This is a genomic window from Psychroflexus curvus (genome assembly GCF_020164585.1).
GTDB lineage: Bacteria > Bacteroidota > Bacteroidia > Flavobacteriales > Flavobacteriaceae > Psychroflexus > Psychroflexus curvus.
The window spans coordinates 1-370 of the sequence record NZ_JAIQZF010000023.1; the positions used below are offsets into that span (position 1 = coordinate 1).

The following is a 370-nucleotide window of genomic DNA, read 5'->3' on the forward strand; positions in this document are numbered from 1 at the left end:
GAAGGTATAGTACCCGCCATTGGCGGGAGCGAACCCGGTGAACTGAAACATCTAATTAGCCGGAGGAAGAGAAAACAATAGTGATTTTGCTAGTAGCGGCGAGCGAACGTGAAACAGCCCAAACCAGTACTGTTACGGCAGTGCTGGGGTAGTAGGACTACGATATCTTGATACATTTTGAACCCAAATATTTTGGAAAGAATACCCATAGAAGGTGACAGGCCTGTAGGGGTAAGGGATGTGTTGAGTAGTAGTATCCTGAGTAGTGCGGGGCACGAGAAACCTTGCATGAATCAGCCGGGACCATCCGGTAAGGCTAAATACTACTGAGAGACCGATAGTGAACCAGTACCGTGAGGGAAAGGTGAAA

The 370-nt window shown here is 48.1% G+C and carries 1 rRNA gene; it reads left to right on the top strand.

Going from position 1 to position 370, the window contains the following annotated elements:
• Positions 1-370: ribosomal RNA gene (locus tag LB450_RS13985) — 23S ribosomal RNA — on the top strand; the annotation flags it as partial.